This window comes from Hydrogenophaga sp. GW823-FHT04C09 (genome assembly GCF_058796355.1).
The window spans coordinates 1-16123 of record NZ_JBXAIO010000001.1; the positions used below are offsets into that span (position 1 = coordinate 1).

Annotated in this window: 18 protein-coding genes; 14 read left to right on the forward strand and 4 right to left on the reverse strand. The window is 67.9% G+C overall.

What is annotated here, in order from left to right; genetic code table 11:
• On the reverse strand, positions 1–812 hold an 812-nt coding region (locus AC1Q9M_RS00005; protein WP_492431778.1), incomplete at its 3' end, for an AMP-binding protein.
• A gap of 128 nt (positions 813–940) precedes the next feature.
• Here AC1Q9M_RS00005 and AC1Q9M_RS00010 point away from each other — a divergent pair.
• Both AC1Q9M_RS00010 and AC1Q9M_RS00015 read left to right on the forward strand, forming a co-directional pair.
• Positions 941–1645: a Crp/Fnr family transcriptional regulator gene (locus tag AC1Q9M_RS00010; RefSeq protein WP_444686590.1), complete on the forward strand. Its 705-nt coding sequence runs from the start codon at positions 941–943 to the stop codon at positions 1643–1645.
• A 177-nt stretch (positions 1646–1822) separates the two neighbouring features.
• Positions 1823–2530: a Crp/Fnr family transcriptional regulator gene (locus AC1Q9M_RS00015; protein WP_382324880.1), complete on the forward strand. Its 708-nt coding sequence runs from the start codon at positions 1823–1825 to the stop codon at positions 2528–2530.
• Here AC1Q9M_RS00015 and gbd read toward each other — a convergent pair.
• Positions 2500–3636 (reverse strand): 4-hydroxybutyrate dehydrogenase, encoded by a 1137-nt coding sequence (gbd, locus tag AC1Q9M_RS00020; RefSeq protein WP_492431781.1) that lies wholly within the window; start codon positions 3634–3636, stop codon positions 2500–2502. The genes AC1Q9M_RS00015 and gbd overlap by 31 nt on opposite strands.
• 103 nt (positions 3637–3739) lie before the next feature.
• On the opposite strand from gbd, the gene AC1Q9M_RS00025 reads away from it, so the two are divergent.
• Both AC1Q9M_RS00025 and AC1Q9M_RS00030 read left to right on the forward strand, forming a co-directional pair.
• Positions 3740–4723 (forward strand): alpha/beta hydrolase, encoded by a 984-nt coding sequence (locus AC1Q9M_RS00025; RefSeq protein ID WP_382324876.1) that lies wholly within the window; start codon positions 3740–3742, stop codon positions 4721–4723.
• A gap of 1 nt (position 4724) precedes the next feature.
• The gene (locus AC1Q9M_RS00030; RefSeq protein WP_492431783.1) at positions 4725–5588 is read left to right on the forward strand and encodes a YbgC/FadM family acyl-CoA thioesterase; all 864 of its coding nucleotides are present in this window, start codon (positions 4725–4727) and stop codon (positions 5586–5588) included.
• A 13-nt stretch (positions 5589–5601) separates the two neighbouring features.
• Here the strand turns inward: AC1Q9M_RS00030 and AC1Q9M_RS00035 are convergent, their stop codons facing one another.
• Together AC1Q9M_RS00035 and ygfZ are read right to left on the reverse strand one after the other, a co-directional pair.
• Positions 5602–6459, reverse strand: coding sequence for an NRDE family protein (locus AC1Q9M_RS00035; protein WP_382157866.1), 858 nt, complete (start codon positions 6457–6459; stop codon positions 5602–5604).
• 19 nt (positions 6460–6478) lie between these two features.
• On the reverse strand, positions 6479–7423 hold the full coding sequence (gene ygfZ, locus AC1Q9M_RS00040; protein WP_492431786.1) for a CAF17-like 4Fe-4S cluster assembly/insertion protein YgfZ: 945 nt from the start codon (positions 7421–7423) through the stop codon (positions 6479–6481).
• 89 nt (positions 7424–7512) lie between these two features.
• On the opposite strand from ygfZ, the gene mltG reads away from it, so the two are divergent.
• From mltG to modB, 10 genes are all read left to right on the forward strand, one after another.
• Positions 7513–8505, forward strand: coding sequence for an endolytic transglycosylase MltG (gene mltG, locus AC1Q9M_RS00045; protein ID WP_291119500.1), 993 nt, complete (start codon positions 7513–7515; stop codon positions 8503–8505).
• 31 nt (positions 8506–8536) lie between these two features.
• Entirely contained in the window at positions 8537–9196 is a 660-nt protein-coding gene (tmk, locus tag AC1Q9M_RS00050; RefSeq protein ID WP_382324872.1) for a dTMP kinase, read from the forward strand.
• A complete protein-coding gene (locus tag AC1Q9M_RS00055) occupies positions 9193–10218 on the forward strand; it encodes a DNA polymerase III delta subunit-related protein (protein ID WP_382324870.1) in 1026 nt (341 codons plus the stop codon). The genes tmk and AC1Q9M_RS00055 overlap by 4 nt, the downstream gene beginning before the upstream one ends.
• A 55-nt stretch (positions 10219–10273) precedes the next feature.
• Entirely contained in the window at positions 10274–10645 is a 372-nt protein-coding gene (locus AC1Q9M_RS00060; RefSeq protein WP_291119507.1) for a PilZ domain-containing protein, read from the forward strand.
• 76 nt (positions 10646–10721) lie between these two features.
• Positions 10722–11564, forward strand: a complete 843-nt coding sequence (locus AC1Q9M_RS00065; protein WP_492431790.1) for a TatD family hydrolase — start codon at positions 10722–10724, stop codon at positions 11562–11564.
• 44 nt (positions 11565–11608) lie between these two features.
• Positions 11609–12241, forward strand: a complete 633-nt coding sequence (locus AC1Q9M_RS00070; RefSeq protein ID WP_492431792.1) for an ankyrin repeat domain-containing protein — start codon at positions 11609–11611, stop codon at positions 12239–12241.
• Between the two features lie 121 nt (positions 12242–12362).
• Entirely contained in the window at positions 12363–12851 is a 489-nt protein-coding gene (locus tag AC1Q9M_RS00075) for a tripartite tricarboxylate transporter TctB family protein (protein ID WP_382157876.1), read from the forward strand.
• Between the two features lie 16 nt (positions 12852–12867).
• Entirely contained in the window at positions 12868–14379 is a 1512-nt protein-coding gene (locus AC1Q9M_RS00080) for a tripartite tricarboxylate transporter permease (RefSeq protein ID WP_297394260.1), read from the forward strand.
• Between the two features lie 216 nt (positions 14380–14595).
• Positions 14596–15351: a molybdate ABC transporter substrate-binding protein gene (gene modA / locus AC1Q9M_RS00085; RefSeq protein WP_382324863.1), complete on the forward strand. Its 756-nt coding sequence runs from the start codon at positions 14596–14598 to the stop codon at positions 15349–15351.
• 21 nt (positions 15352–15372) lie between these two features.
• On the forward strand, positions 15373–16047 hold the full coding sequence (gene modB, locus AC1Q9M_RS00090) for a molybdate ABC transporter permease subunit (RefSeq protein WP_382157882.1): 675 nt from the start codon (positions 15373–15375) through the stop codon (positions 16045–16047).
• The last annotated feature ends 76 nt before the right edge of the window (positions 16048–16123 follow it).

The following is a 16123-nucleotide window of genomic DNA, read 5'->3' on the forward strand; positions in this document are numbered from 1 at the left end:
AAGTAGTAGGTCGGGCCGACTTCCTTGAGGTCGATCGTGACCGTGGAGGCCGACTCCGGGCAGTTCACCACGTAGCCACAGGCCAGCCACTGCGCGTAGCTGAAGATGTTCTGGCCGATCCAGGCGGGAGGCAGGTAGGCAAGAACTTCCTCGTGGTCGGTCAGGCTGTCGAAGAGGGCGCCCGCCCGCGCCCGGTTGAGCAGCGTGTGGTGCGTGTGCACCACGCCCTTGGGGTTGCCGGTGGTGCCGCTGGTGAAGAACATGGCGGCCACGTCGTGGGCATGGGTCTTGCCGATTTCGGTGCGGAAGAACTGGGTGTGGCTGTGGGCAAAGGCCCGGCCGATCTTGATGAGCGAGACCAGCGGCACGAGGCCAGGGTGCTCGTAGTTGCGCAGGCCGCGCGGGTCGTCGTAGTAGATGTGGCTGAGCTGCGGGCAGCGCTCGCGGATCTCCAGCATCTTGTCGACCTGCTCCTGGTCCTCCACCACGCAGAAGCGCACCTCGGCGTTGTTGATCGGGAAGACGCATTCGGTGGCCACCGCGTCCTGGTACAGCGGCACCGGGATGGCACCCAGCGACTGCGCGGCCAGCATGGTGGCGTAGAGGAAAGGGCGGTTGCCACTGACCAGCGCCAGGTGTTCACCCCGCCGCAGGCCCGCGCAATACAGGCCGCAGGCGATGTGCTCCACGAGTCGGGCCAGTTCGGCCCAGGTCGTGGTCTGCCAGATGCCGTATTCCTTCTCGCGCATGGCCGGCGCATCGCCGCGCTCAAGCGCATGGTGCAGCAGCATCAGCGGAAAGGTGTTTCCCATCGATCGGTTCCTTCAAGGGGTCGTTTTGAGCTGGGCCGATGCTAGGGAGGGTCTCTCGCCCAGTTTGTCCGTGACACACCATTCCTAGGGAAGTCACCTAATGCCTCGCGCGAATTACCATTGCCCGGATGTGTGCAGAAGCAGAAAACGAACGGCCGGCCACGGGGCGCGAGCTCGACCGCATTCCCTGGGTGGCCGTGCTCTCGGGCGAGGACCGTGCGTGGGTGGTGCCCCGTTTGCGGGTGCGCGAATGGGAGGCCGGTCGCTTCGTGGTGCGGGCGGGCGATCCATCCACCCACTGGAGGGGCGTGCTTGAAGGCATGCTGCGGGTGGAGCACCCGCATGGCGACGAGGATCACCTCATGTTCAGCGGCATCCCAGCGGGCGGCTGGTTCGGCGAAGGCACTTTGCTCAAAGGCCACGCGTTCATGTTCAGCGTGCAGGCCCTGCGCAAAAGCGTGGTGGCCAGCCTGGCCGCGGCCGACTTCCACCTGCTGGCGCGGCGTTCGATTGCCTTCAACCGCCATGCCATGGGGCAACTCAATGAGCGCCTGGCGCAATTCATCGCGGCCCGGGAAATCGAACGCATGGTCGACGACGAGCAGCGCCTGGCCTGCAGCCTGCTCTGGCTCCGTAACCCGGTGCTGTTTCCCTCCGCAGGCAACGTGCTGTCGATCACGCAGCAGGACCTCTCCAACCTGATCGGCATCTCACGCCAGCGTGTCAACCGGGCGCTTGCGCGGCTGGAAAGCCGAGGGGTGCTCCGGGCGGAGTACCGCACGCTGCGCGTCCTGGACGCGCAAAAGCTCGTTGACCTGACCGTGGAGCACTGAGCCCGAGCCGTCGCGCCGACATCCACCTAGGGAAGACCCGAGAATTGTGATGGGACGGACAAAAAACCACCCGAGGCTGACCTACCGTGGAGGGCTTCTTCACCTTTCGATGTCCACCCACTCGACATGCCCGCCCCCGTTTCTCCGCCCCGACGCCGGTCCGCCTCTCCCGAAGAATTGGCCCAGATCCACTGGCTGCAGCGGCTCGCACCGGAAGACCGGCGCTGGGTGAGCGCGGAGATCCAGGTTCTGCAACTGCGCGCGCAGGAGCATCTGTGCCAGTTCGGCAGCCTGCCCACGCACTGGTACGGCACGATGAAGGGCCTGCTCAAGCTGGGCAACGACCGGCGCGACGGCCTGGCCATCACCTACGCCGGCCTGCCCACCAGCGGGTGGTTTGGCGAGGGTACGGTGATCAAGCTGGAGCCTTACCGGTACACGGTATCGGCCATTCGCGCCAGCACGGTGGGCTGCCTGCCGGTGGCGGCGTTTCATCGCTTGCTGGAAGGGTCGCTGGAGTTCAACCAGTACCTCATGGCGCAGATCAACGAGCGCCTGGGCCAGTTCATGGCGGCGCGCGTGACCGACCGTCTGCGCAATCCCGAAATCCGGGTGGCGCGCAGCCTGCTCGCGCTGTTCAACCCGGTGCTGTATCCGGCGGTCGATCCGTTCTTCCAGATCACGCAGCAGGAGCTGTCGTACCTGATCGGCATCCCGCGCCAGCGCATCAACGCGGCCCTGCAGCAACTGGTGGCGAAAGGCGCGGTCGAGCTGGACTATGGCGGGGTGCGGGTGATCGACGCACAGCGCCTGGGCGAGATCGCCGCGCAGCGGGACTCGGTGCCGCGCGGGCCTCAGAGCGAATCGGCGAGCATGGCGCGGTAGTCGTTCGCGCTGGCCAGGCGCGGGTTGGTCTTGTGGCAGTGGTCGGCCAGCGCGCCTTCGATCACGCGGTCGAACAGGTCGGGCGTGACGCCCATGGCCGCCAGGCCACTGGGCAGGCCCAGGCGAGCGCTCATGTCCTTGACGGCCTCGGGCACGTCGCTGCCGCTGGCGAGGCCCATGGCGTGGGCCATGCGTTGCAGGCGGTGGTCCTTCTTCATCGACTCGGCTTCGGCGTTGAAACGGATGACGGCGGGCAGGAACACCGCATTGAGCGTGCCGTGGTGCAGGCGCGGGTTCACGCCGCCCAGGCTGTGGCTGAGCGAATGCACACAGCCCAGCCCCTTCTGGAACGCCATCGCGCCCTGCATGGACGCGCTCATCATGTTCAGGCGGGCCTCGCGGTCCTGGCCCTCCTTGGTGGCGCGCTCGATGTGCGCCCAGCCGCGCTGCAGGCCGTCGAGGCCGATGCCATCGGCCGGCGGGTTGAAGGCGGGTGCCATGAAGGTTTCCATGCAGTGGGCGATGGCGTCCATGCCGGTGGCGGCGGTGAGCATGGGCGGCAGGCCCAGCGTGAGTTCGGGGTCGAGCAGGGCGGTCCTGGGCACCAGGTGCCAGCTGTGGAAACCGAGCTTGCGGCCGTCGTCCACGATCACGATGGCGCCGCGCGCCACTTCGCTGCCGGTGCCGGCGGTGGTGGGCACGGCGATCAGCGGCGGCACGCGGTCGGTGATCTTCGGTGAGCCGCCTTCGATGGTGGCGTAGGTCTTGAGCGGGCCTTCGTGCGTGGAGGCGATGGCCACGCCCTTGGCGCAGTCGATGGCGCTGCCGCCGCCGAGCGCGATCAGGCCGTCGCAGCCCACCTGGCGGTACACCTGGACGGCGGCGCGCACGGCCGCTTCGGTCGGGTTGGATGGCGTCTGATCGAACACCGCCGGCTGCAGGCCGGGCAGGGCGGCCAGGGCCTTGTCGAGCAGGCCCGCGGCCTTCACGCCCGCGTCGGTGACGATGAGCGGGCGGGTGATGCCGACGCGCTCGCACTCCGCTTTCAATTGCGCGAGGGCGCCGAAATCGATCAGGATGTTGGTGACGTAAAGAATCTGGGCCATGTGGGTCTCCGTGGTGCGAGGAAAACTATACGGTTGACCCGGGGCCTTGCCTATGGCGCTGGGCCTGCACGGGTCGCGCAAAAGACAGCCACAATCGCATGCCATGTCGAACGCACCCGATCCCCGCGACCTGCTCACGCCCATGATGCGTGGTGTGCTCGACCGCATCGCCCGCGCCGGGCACCCGCCGTTGCACGCGCTGCCGCCGGAACAGGCCAAGGCGGCCTACGAGGCCGGTGCCGGCGTGCTGGAGGTGCCCTCACACCCCATGGCCCGCGTGGAAGACCTGCGCATCCCCGCGCGCGATGGCGCCGACCTGCCGGCGCGCCTCTTCGCGCCCGAGTCAGGGAGCCCGCTGCCGGTGCTGCTGTACTTTCACGGCGGAGGCTTCACGGTGGGCAGTGTCGCCACCCACGGGCCGCTGTGTCGACAGCTCGCCCATCTCGCGGGCTGTGCCGTGCTCTCGGTGGACTACCGGCTCGCGCCCGAGGCGAAATTTCCGACCGCGGTGCACGATGCCTGGGACAGCCTGGCCTGGCTGCGTGAACACGCCAGCGCACTCGGGCTGGATGGCACCCGCATCGCGGTGGGCGGCGACAGCGCGGGCGGCACGCTGGCGGCGGTGACGGCGATCGCCGCGCGCGACGCGGGCTGGCCGCTGGCCTTGCAATGCCTGTTCTACCCCGGTTGTGCGGGCCACCAGGACACGGCCAGCCACAAGACCTTCGCCCAAGGCTTCCTGCTCGAGGAAGCGGACATCCGCTATTTCTTCGGCCACTACCTGCGCGACGCGGCCGACCGGGACGACTGGCGCTTTGCCCCGCTGGACGGGGTCGACGAAAGCGGCCACCCGCGCGATCTTGACGACGTGGCGCCGGCCTGGATCGGCCTGGCCGAATGCGACGCCCTCACCGACGAGGGCGTGATGTACGCCGACCGCCTGCGCCATGCCGGCGTGGCGGTGGACCTGGAGATCTACGCCGGCGTGGTCCACGGCTTCATCAACTTCGGTCGTGCCATTCCCCAGGCCAGGACCGCCCACCAACACGCGGCCCTGGCGCTGCGCAACGCTTTTGGAGCCGCTTGAGATGAGCTTGACCCGATCCGACTTCCGCTTCTTCCACCGCCTGCGCGTGCGCTGGGCCGAGGTGGACATGCAGAAAATCGTGTTCAACGCGCACTACCTGATGTACTTCGACACCGCCATCACCGATTACTGGCGCGCCCTGGCCCTGCCGTACCACGAGACGATGGAGCAGCTCGAAGGCGATCTGTACGTGGTGAAAGCCTCCGTGGAGTTCCATGCCTCGGCGCGGGTGGACGACCAGATCGACGTGGCCATGAAGTGCAGCCGCATCGGCACCTCCTCGCTCAGCTTCACCGGCGCGATCTTTCGCGGTGACGAGCACCTGATCAGCGGCGAGCTGATCTACGTGTTCGCCGACCCCGCCACGCAGAAGTCCCGCCCGGTGCCGCCCGCGCTGCGCGAGGCCCTCAACGGCTATGAGGCCGGCGAACCGATGAGCTCGGTGCGCGTGGGACCCTGGAGCGAACTCGGCCCCGACGCGCAGCGCCTGCGCACGGCGGTGTTCGTGGAGGAGCAGCGCATCCCCAAGGAACTCGAATGGGACGAAGCCGATGCGGTTGCATTGCACGCCGTGGCCTACAACCGCCTGGGCCGCGCGGTGGCCACGGGGCGCATGCTGCCGCACGAACCGGGCGTGGCGCGCGTCGGCCGCATGGCGGTAGAGCGTTCGTTGCGGGGCGGGCGGTTGGGGCGGGACGTGCTGCACGCATTGATGGGCGCGGCCCGCGAGCGCGGCGACACCGAAGTGATGCTGCACGCCCAGCGCAGCGCCGAGGGCTTCTACACCCGGCTGGGCTTCGACCGCCGGGGTGAGGCCTTCGAAGAGGCCGGCATCCCGCACCAGGAAATGGTCGCGAAACTCTGATCCGGGCGGGCCTTCACCACACCAGCGTTTCGCGCCGGTGGGGCACGGCCTCGAACGGGCCGCCCAGTGCCGCGTGGTCGTGCGTCCACTCGTCCATGCGCACCTCCCAGCCCTGGTCGGCACCGGGCCGCGCGCTCACCACCAGGCTGCTGCGGGTGCCGTAGGCGCGGTCGGGCATGTGCACGAAGGGGCTGGAGAGCGCGCGCTCCATGTCGTCGGGCACACCGGTGTGCGGCAGTTCGCGCACTTCGGCCTGCGCGCGGTCGGTGAGCGTGCGCGCCAGCGGCTGCAGCCAGTCGTCCGAGGCGGAGCGCTGGTGCAGGCCCACCAGCGCGTCGGCCACGGCCCGCTTGAGGCGCTGGGTCTTGGGCCAGGGCGTGTCCAGGCTGGCGTTGGAGAGGCCATAGACACCCGCCTCCAGCGCCTTGCGGTACAGCCCGGGCGAGCGCGCTTCGTGCGGTGCATCGGGATGGCGGTTGCTCAGCCAGGTCCAACGGTGGCGGTGGAAATCGCCCACCACCAGATTGAAGCCGCCGTAGGCGCCAGGATCGATCGTGGTGGCGAGTTGGTCCACGTCGTGGTCGTCGCCCTGGCCCTGCAGCCAGCGCGTGACCAGCTCACCCCGGCTGCGCGGGCCCGGGCCGGCCTGCGTCTGCCGCACATTGGTGAGCATGGCGACCCGGCCACGAGGGCTCAAACCGAGCCAGGTGCCGCCGTCGCGCAGGTCGCGCCCGGCCACGATCTCGGTGCCGTCGGCCAGGGTCCAGCGGTGCAGGGCTTCGGTCGGCCGGTCCAGGAACTCGTCGCGGTTGGCCGCGATGAGCAGGGGACAGCCCGGGTCGGCGTGCAGGGCAAAGGCGATCAGACACATGTCGCACCCGCCGCGTTGCTCAGATGTCGTCCAGCAAGGGGTAGGGCAGGGGCAGCAGTTGCAGCGCCGGGCCCTGCGCGCCGCCGATGTGCAGGCTGCCTTGCGCGGCCGCGCTGGTCTGCAGCGAGACGATGGCATCGAAACCACCCGAAGGATGGGCCGCCGCCTGCACCACGGTGCCGCAGGGTTGTTCGGCGTTGCCGTCATGGAACACATCCTGGCCGGCCGCCATGGGTGTCTGGCCATGCACCAGATAGGCGCGGCGCTTGAGCGTGCCGCGGAACTGGCTGCGGGCCACCACCTCCTGGCCGGGGTAGCAGCCCTTCTTGAAGTTCACGCCGCCGACCGATTCGTAGTTCAGCATCTGCGGCACAAAGGCCTCGAACACCGGCTGGCTCAAGGTGGCCACGCCGCTGCGAACGTCCAGCCATTGCCACAGCGGCTCGGCCATGGCGCCCCCCGCCGGCGCCTCGGTTTGCACGGGCGCAACCCACAGGGCTCTCGCCAGGCCCTCGGCTGGGTACAGGCGCACCACGCTGGCCTCACCATCGCGCCACTGGCTCCACAAGGTGGGCGGCAGGGCCGGCGGCACGGCGCTGCCCACCAGGCCGAAGAGGGCGTAGGCCTCGCTGGCGTCACTGAGTCTGGCCTTGGCGCGCAGCACGAACATGGACAGGCGCTTGAGCGTGGTGGCCAGCAGGTCGCGGCTGCAGACCAGCAGGATCTCGTCGAGGCCGCGCTTGAAGCCCACGAAGCTGGCCTGCATGCGGCCCTTGGCCGAGCAGAACGCGGCCAGGCGGGCCTCGGACTGGCCGAGCACGGCGAAATCCTGCGTGAGCTGACCCTGCAGGAACTTCGCGGCGTCTTCGCCTTCCACCCGGATCACACCCAGGTGCGGCAGCGGGGCAACGCCGCTTGTGGCCAGGCCGTCGGGGATGCTGGAGGGGATCGTCGAGGTGCTCATGGCGTCGATTATCATGGCCGGCCCGGTTCCCCGCCGCCCCTCCACGCCTTGTCCCTGCCGAGCCCAAGCCTGTGATCCGTCTCCTGAAAATGTTGCTGGTTGTGTCCCTGCTGCTGGGCATGCTGCTGGCCGCGGGCGGCATGTGGTGGCTGCAGCAACCGCTGCCCCTGGCGGCAAGCACCTCGGCACAGAACCCGCTGCTCGTCACGATCGAGCCCGGGGCCTCGGCCCAGTCGGTGGCCGACACCCTGCAGGCCTCCGGCGTGAACACACCCTCGCAGTTGCTGTATGCGTGGTTCCGCTTTTCCGGCCAGGCCCGCGACATCAAGGCCGGCACCTACGAAATCGCACCCGGCACCACGCCTCGGGCGCTGCTGTCCAAGCTGGTGCGCGGCGAACAGGCGCTGCGCAGCATCACCCTGCTGGAAGGCTGGAACATCCGCCAGGTGCTGCAGGCCGTGCGCACCTCGCCCGACCTCACGCAGGACATCGAGGGCATGAGCCAGAACGACATCATGGCGCTCATCGGTTACCCGGGCCGGCATCCCGAAGGGCGCTTCTTCCCGGACACCTACCGCGTGGTCACGCGCGCGCCGGCCTCCAGCGTGCTGCGCCAGGCCGCGCAGGCCATGGAGCAGCGCCTGACCCAGGTGTGGGAGCAGCGCGACCCGGCATCGCCGCTGCGCACGCCCGATGAAGCGCTCATCCTGGCCAGCATCGTCGAAAAGGAAACCGGCCTCGAGAGCGACCGCCGGCGCGTCGCGGGGGTGTTCTCCAACCGCCTGCGCATCGGCATGCGGCTGCAGACCGATCCGGCGGTGATCTACGGCCTGGGCGAACGTTTTGACGGCAACCTGCGCCGGGTCGACCTGCAGACCGACACTGCCTACAACACCTACACCCGCGCCGGCCTGCCGCCCACGCCCATCGCCATTCCGGGCATGGCCTCGCTGCTGGCGGCGGTGCGTCCCCAGCCCACCAACGCCATCTATTTCGTCTCGCGCGGCGACGGCTCCAGCCAGTTCAGCGCCACCCTCGAAGAGCACAATGCCGCGGTCCAGCGCTACATCCTGCGCCGCTGATCCCGTGCAGGCGCCCACCCCACTTCCGCACATGCATCCGGCCGGACTCTTCATCACCTTCGAAGGCATCGACGGCGCGGGCAAGTCCACCCACATCGCCTCGCTGGCCGACGCCTTCCGGGCGGCGGGCCGCAGCGTCTCGCTCACCCGCGAGCCCGGTGGCACCCCGCTGGCGGAAAAGCTCCGCGAACTGGTGCTGAACGACGCCATGGACCCGCTGAGCGAGGCCCTGTTGATGTTCGCGGCGCGCCGCGATCACCTACAACAGGTCATCGAACCCGCCCTGGCGCGGGGCGAGGTGGTGCTGTGCGACCGGTTCACCGACGCCACCTTCGCCTACCAAGGCAGCGGCCGTGGGTTCGACCTCGAGGTCCTGCGGCAACTGGAGCGCTGGGTTCAGGCGCAGCCTGGCACGGACGCGCTGCGCCACCCTGACCTCACGGTGTGGTTCGACCTGCCGCCCGCCGTGGCCGCGCAGCGCCTGGCCTCCGCCCGCGTGCCCGACCGTTTCGAGTCGCAACCGCAGGCGTTCTTCGAGCGGGTGGCGACGGGCTACGCCCAGCGCATGGAAGGCGCGCCCGAGCGCTTTGCCCGCATCGCGTCCGACCAGCCCAAGGCCGAGGTCTGGCAGCAGGTGCGCCAGGCGTTCGAACAGCGTGGCTGGCTTCAACCCACCGAGGCCCGCGCATGAGCCCGCTCGCACCCTGGCTGCAGAAACAGCTGCGCGGCCTGCTGGCCCAGCGCGGCCACGCCCTGCTGCTGTCCGGCCCGTCGGGCCTGGGCCAGTACGACCTCGCGCTGGCACTGGCCCGCGCCTGGCTGTGCGAGCAGCCGACCCCCGATGGGGCCTGCGGTGTCTGTGGCAGCTGCCATGCGATCGACGTGCGCACCCATGCCGACCTGTGCGCGCTTATGCCTGAGACCCTGAGCCTGGAACTCGGCTGGCCGCTGGACGAGGGCGCGCAGAAAGAAATCGACGACAAGAAGCGCAAGGCCAGCAAGCTCATCCGCGTGGAGGCGGCGCGCGAGGCGGTGGGCTTCACGCAGTTCACGCGCTCGCGCGGCCGCACCAAGGTGATCCTGGTGCACCCGGCCGAGCGCATGAACATCGAGTCGGCCAACACCTTGCTCAAGACGCTGGAAGAACCGGTGGGGGAAGTGCGCTTCGTGCTCTCCACCGAAGCCGCGCACCAGCTGCTGCCCACCATCCGCAGCCGCTGCCAGACCCACAGCATGGTGTGGCCCGAGGAGGCCGAGGCGCTGGACTGGCTGGTGCAACAGGCCACCGACGGCAACAAGGCGGTGGACCGCGCGCAGGCCGCCGTGTGGCTGCAGGCCGCCGGTGGCCGGCCCGACGATGCCCTGGCCTGGGCGGCCACCGGTTTGCAGGGCGCGACCTGGGCGCAACTGCCCCAGGCGCTGGCCCGAGGCGATTGGGGCACCCTCAATGGCTGGCCGCCGGCCCAGCAACTCGCCGTGCTGCAGAAGCTGTGCCACGACCTCATGGCCCGGGCCGCGGGCGCGCCCGCGCGCTTTTTCCAGACCGATCAACTGCCCCCCGCACCCCGCTGGGGCGCGCTGGCGCAGTGGTCGCGCGAGCTCATGAGCGCCGCGCGCTCGGTCGAGCACCCCTACAACGCCGGCCTGATGCAGGAAGCCTGGGCGGCGCGCACCCGGCAGGTGCTGGCCGGCGGGGCGGGGCGCAAGGGCTGACACACGGCCTTAAAACCACCCGCGCGGCAGGGTATTGCCGCTAAACTCGCCAACCATGAGCACCTCCCCCCCTCCATCGGCCGCGGCGGCGCGGCCGAGCGTGATCCAGCTCTCCATCAAGGAAAAGGCGGCGCTGTACGCCGCTTACATCCCCTTGTTCGCCGATGGCGGCATCTTCATCCCTTCTTCGCGCGAATACCGGCTGGGCGATGACGTGTACGTGCTGCTCAGCCTGCCCGACGACCCGCAGCGTTACCCGGTCGCGGGCAAGGTGGCCTGGGTCACGCCCGCCAAGGCCCAGGGGGCCCGCACGCAGGGCGTGGGCATCCGGTTCCCGGCCGACGAGAAGTCGCGCCAGCTCAAATTGAAGATCGAGGAGATCCTGGGCTCCAGCCTCGGTTCCGACCGCGCCACCCAGACACTCTGACACCCCGATTCCCGGTCAGCCGATGCGGCGCACAATGCGGTGCCCATCGGCTTTTTCGTGCCGGCACCTTTTCCGTATGTTCACCGACTCCCACTGCCACCTCAGCTTTCCCGAGCTCCGGGCCCAACTGCCCGGCATCCTCGACGCCATGTCGCAAGCCCAGGTCGACCGGGCCCTGTGCATCTGCACCACGCTGGAAGAATTCGAAGACGTCTACAGCCTCGCCCGCGACCACGACCACCTCTGGTCCACCGTGGGCGTGCATCCCGACAGCGACGAAGTGCGGGAGCCCACGCTCGAGGACCTGCTGGAACGCGCGGCCCGCCCGCGGGTGGTGGGCATCGGTGAAACCGGGCTGGACTACTACCGCCTGGGCGACCGCACGGTGGCCGACATGGAGTGGCAGCGCGAGCGGTTTCGCGTCCACATCCGCGCCGCCCGCCAGACCGCGCTGCCCTTGGTGATCCACACCCGCAGCGCGTCCGACGACACAGTGGCGATCCTGCGCGAGGAGGGCGGTTTCGCCTCCGACACCGCCGCCGGGCTGGCGCCGGCAAAGGGGGTCTTTCACTGCTTCACCGAAAGCATGTCGGTGGCCCGTGCCGCGCTCGACCTTGGCTTCTTCATCTCCTTCTCCGGCATCCTGACGTTTCGCACCGCGGCCGATCTGCGTGAGGTGGCCGCCTATGTGCCGCTGGACCGCACCCTCATCGAGACCGACAGCCCCTACCTCGCACCCGTGCCCTACCGCGGCAAGACGAACACGCCGGCTTACGTGCCCTGGGTCGCCAAGCAGGTCGCCGAGGTCAAGGGACTCAGCGTGGAGGCCGTGGCCGAAGCCACCAGCCGCAATTTCGAGCAGCTGTTTGACCAGGTGACCGCCGCTCCATCGACGCAAAAATCCTCATCCAATACATGAGAAATCTTAAAAAACACCTTGTTTTTAAATGGATCGCTGGCTTGATGCTGGCATGCGCAGGTTCGGCCTGGGCCAACTCGTTCGACGACTTCTTCATCGCCGTCGCGAAGGACGACGTCGCGACCGTGCGGCAGCTCGGGCAGCGGGGTTTCGACCTGAACACCCGCAACGCCGCGGGCGAACACGCCTTGTACCTTGCGATTCGCGGCGACGCGCCGCAGGTGACCGACTTTCTGCTGAGCCAGAACAAGGTGGACGTGGAAGCTCGCACCAGCAAGGACGAGAGCCCCCTGATGATCGCGGCGATCAAGGGCCAGCTGGATCTGGCCAAACGGCTGATCGCGCGCAAGGCCGAGGTCAACAAGCCGGGCTGGACGCCCTTGCACTACGCCGCCAGCCACGGCGGCGACAACAGCGCGGCCATGGTGCGCCTGCTGCTCGAACACCACGCCTACATCGACGCCGAGTCGCCCAACAAGACCACGCCCCTCATGATGGCCGCCCAATACGGCAGCGCGGGCGTGGTCAAGCTGTTGCTGGAGGAGGGCGCCGACCCCCTGCTCAGGAACGAACGGGGACTGACCGCGATTGATTTCGCGCGGCAGGCGAATCGGCAGGCTTCCGCCGATATCATTGCGGCCTTTGTGCGCGCCCAGCAGCCCAAAGGCAAGTGGTGAAGCCAGGCCTGCGACCCGCAGGCCTCTGGTCGAACTGGCCTGGAGTAGGTGTAACCCACATGCGCCAAATGGCGCGGCCGCATCAAAATCGCCCCCGACACCCACAAATTGAGGAGACGCCGTGAAATTGGCAAGCCAAAAGGACTTTTTCTCTGGACTCATGTTCACCATCGTTGGCATCACGTTTGCCATCGGAGCGACCAACTTCACGGTTGGCAGCGCGGCGCGCATGGGCCCAGGCTACTTCCCACTGTTGCTAGGCATCGTCCTGGCGGGGCTGGGAGTGATCGTGACGCTGCAGTCATTCAAGAGCAAGGCCATCGATGGTGACCCCATCGGCAGCATTGCCTGGCGCCCCCTGGGCTTCATCATCGGCGCCAACCTGGCTTTCGGCATCCTGCTCGTCGGCCTGCCAAGCGTGGGCCTTCCCGCCTTCGGCCTGATCGTCGCGATCTACGCACTGGTCCTCATCGCCGGCTACGCGCGCCCCAACTCCAGCCTCAAGGAGTCGGTGATCCTCGCGACCATCCTTGCCGTTGGCAGCTACGGCGCCTTTGTCTACGCATTGAATCTGCAGTTCCCGGTGTGGCCTGCGTTCCTGACCGCCTGATCCGGAGACTCTTTTCATGGAACTTTTTGACCATCTGGCGCTGGGCTTCGGCGTCGCCTTCACTTTCCAGAACATCCTCTACGCCCTGGTGGGTTGCCTGCTGGGCACCCTGATCGGCGTGCTGCCCGGCATCGGCCCGGTCGCCACCATCGCCATGCTGCTGCCCGCCACCTACGGCCTGCCGCCCGTGGCCGCACTGATCATGCTGGCCGGCATCTACTACGGCGCGCAGTACGGTGGTTCCACCACCGCCATTCTGGTCAACCTGCCGGGCGAGTCGTCTTCGGTGGTGACCGTGATCGACGGCCACCAGATGGCGAAGAAGGGCCGGGCAGGCCCCGCGCTGGCCGCCGCTGGTCTGGGTTCGTTCTTCGCGGGTTGCGTCGGCACCTTGGTGCTGGCCGCGTTCGCGCCGCCGCTGACCGAGGTGGCCCTGAGCTTCGGCCCCGCCGAGTACTTCTCGCTCATGATCGTGGGCCTGATCGGCGCCGTGGTGCTGGCTTCGGGTTCGCTCGTCAAGGCGCTGGCCATGATCGTGCTGGGCCTGCTGCTGGGCCTGGTGGGCACCGACGTGAACTCGGGCGTGGCCCGCTTCAGCTTCGACGTGCCTGAACTCACCGACGGCATCAGCTTCGTCGTGATCGCCATGGGCGTGTTCGGCTACGGCGAAATCATCCACAACCTGTCCCACCCCGAAGGCGAGCGCCAGGTGTTCACCGACAAGGTGCACGGCCTGATGCCCACCAAGGAAGACTTCAAGCACATGCTGCCGGCCGTTTTGCGTGGCACGGCCCTGGGTTCCGCGCTGGGCATCCTGCCTGGCGGTGGTGCGCTGCTGTCGGCTTTCGCCGCCTACACGATCGAGAAGAAGGTCAAGCTCAAGCCCGGTGAGATCCCGTTCGGCAAGGGCAACATCCGTGGCGTGGCCGGCCCCGAGTCCGCCAACAACGCCGGCGCGCAGACCTCGTTCATCCCGCTGCTCACGCTGGGCATTCCGCCCAACGCCGTGATGGCGCTGATGGTCGGTGCCATGACCATTCACAACATCCAGCCGGGCCCGCAGGTCATGACCAGCAACCCGGAACTGTTCTGGGGTCTGATCGCTTCCATGTGGATCGGCAACGCCATGCTGATCATCTTGAACCTGCCGCTGATCGGCATGTGGATCAAGCTGCTGGCCGTTCCTTACCGCTGGCTGTTCCCGGCCATCGTGCTGTTCTGCGCGATCGGTGTGTACTCGACCAACAACAACAGCTTCGACATCTGGATGGTGGCGCTGTTCGGCGTGATCGGCTACATCTTCATCAAGCTCGGTTGCGAGCCGGCGCCCTTGCTGCTCGGCTTCATCCTGGGCCCGATGATGGAGGAGTACCTGCGCCGCGCCCTGCTGATCTCGCGTGGCGACTGGTCGGTCTTCGTGACCCGCCCGATCTCCGCCTCCTTGCTGGCCGTGGCCGTGGCCTTGCTGCTCATCGTGCTGCTGCCATCGATCAAGAAAAAACGCGAAGAAGCCTTCGTCGAGGACTGAAGCGCCGGGCGCATCGCGCGCCCAATCTCTTCACCAAGCCCGGGCCGCTGCAAAGTGGCCCGGGCTTTTTTTCGCCTTGATCTTCGTTCGAAAGGTAGATGTTGATACTTCGATAGGCTCGTCATATTTCCTTTGAAAATCAAACTCATGCAGAAAAATATGCGCATCGCTGTATATACTTTGATATTGCGATCCACCACCTTCCATGAGATGCCCATGAAAACCTTCGCCACCCGCTCTCTGGCCTTCGCTCTGGCCGCCGGCTTTGCCTTCGCCTCGCACGCGGCCGACGTCACGGTCTCGGCCGCGGCCAGCCTGACCAACGCCTTCCGCGAAATCGCGCCCCTGTTCGAATCGGCGAATCCGGGCACCAAGGTGCAACTCAACTTCGCCGCTTCGGGCGCCTTGCTGCAGCAAATCGCCAAGGGCGCGCCGGCCGATGTCTTTGCCAGCGCCGACCAGGAAACCATGGACCAGGCCCAAACCCAGGGTCTGGTGAAGGAAGCCCAGCGCCGCAACTTCGTGTCCAACGCCCTGGTGGTCATCGTGCCCAGCGCCAGCGCCAACGTGCCGAAATCGACCAACGATCTCACCCAGCCGGCCTATGCCCGCATCGCCATCGGCCTTCCCGCCAGCGTGCCGGTGGGCCGCTACACCAAGAGCGTGCTGGAAGGCGCCAACCTCTGGGGCGCGATCGAGCCCAAGATGATCGGCGCCACCAACGTGCGCCAGGCCCTGGACTACGTGGCGCGAGGGGAGGTCGATGCCGGCTTCGTCTATTCGACGGACGCCGCCATCATGTTGGACAAGGTGAAGGTCGCGCTCACGGTGCCGACCCCCAAGCCGATCCTGTACCCCGTGGCACCACTGCCCGCCGGCCCCAATGCCGCGCAGGGTGAGAAGTTCGTCGACTTCCTGTTCACCCCGCCGGCCCAGGCCATCCTCAGCAAGTACGGCTTCGGCAAGCCCTGATTTCGAGAACCGGAACGCCCCGTGGCCGAAGCCTGGATACCCCTCGCACTCACCCTCAAGGTGGCGGGCTGGGCCACCGCCATCAACCTGCTGCTCGGTGTGGGTGTGGGCTACGCGCTGGCGCGCTGGCGCTTCCCCGGCCGTGAGGTGGTGGACGCCGCGCTGACGCTGCCCATGGTGATGCCACCGACGGTGCTGGGCTACTACCTGCTGGTGGTCATCGGCACCCACGGCGTGCTGGGTGCCTGGCTGCTCGAACACTTCGGCCTGCGTCTCATCTTCACGGTGCCGGCCGCCATCATCGCGGCCACCATCGTGTCCTTCCCCCTGGTGTTCAAGGCCGCGCGCGCGGCTTTCGAAACGGTGGACCCGCAACTGGAGGATGCGGCCCGCACCCTCGGCATCAACGAGTGGGCGGTGTTCTTCCGGGTGTCGTTGCCTCTGGCGTGGCGCGGCATTCTCGCGGGCCTGCTGCTGTCGTTCGCCCGGGCGCTGGGTGAGTTCGGCGCCACGCTGATGGTGGCCGGCAGCATCGCGGGCAAGACGCAGACCCTGTCCATCGCCGTCTACGAAGCGGTGCAGGCCGGCCAGGATCACACCGCGAACTTCCTCGTGGCGGTGACCTCGATCACCTGCATGGTGGTGCTGCTGAGCGCGGGCCGCCTGGTGCCGGGCCGCGTGGCCGCGCGGGCTTGAGATGTACCGGGACAACACGCTTCCTCTGGCCATGGCATCCTCTCGCATGGATGGCGATACCGATGCAAAGGCTCCG